The organism is Vibrio sp. 10N.222.55.C6 (assembly GCF_041473395.1).
GTDB lineage: Bacteria > Pseudomonadota > Gammaproteobacteria > Enterobacterales > Vibrionaceae > Vibrio > Vibrio crassostreae_C.
Window position 1 is genome coordinate 1 of record NZ_JBFRSD010001250.1, and the last position, 431, is coordinate 431.

Sequence of the window (431 nt, forward strand, 5' to 3'; positions counted from 1 at the left end):
ATTATTAATAGACAGCTACTATCGTTATTTATAATCTAAAAATTAGCTATTGAAGTTAGCCCGGTTAATTTACATCTGTCATCACAATGTTTAACAATTTCTGTTGAGGATGTTGTAATCAGATGAGCTTCTTAAATTACAATTTAACTTACGGCTACCGTTTGCTACGTTGAGTATCACTTTGTTATAGATACCGTTAACATTATTAATGTCTGCATATCCGAAACTATCAAAGGTTGAATCATAGGAGTGATCACGATTATCACCTAATACCATTATTTTACCTTCTGGAACGTGCCAAGTAAGATTACTTTTTAATAATTTTGATTTTTCTTTCGAATACCTTACATTATAATCGTGAAGACCAACTTTCTCGTTTATATATATGTAACCATCTTCTTTATTCGTTATTCCATGAGATGCCTTTATAC

General features: G+C 30.6%; 1 protein-coding gene. It reads right to left on the reverse strand.

The window, feature by feature from the left end:
• Positions 1-90: 90 nt before the first annotated feature.
• Positions 91-431: S26 family signal peptidase (locus AB4486_RS28410; RefSeq protein WP_372120179.1), on the reverse strand; the 341-nt coding region annotated here is incomplete at its 5' end.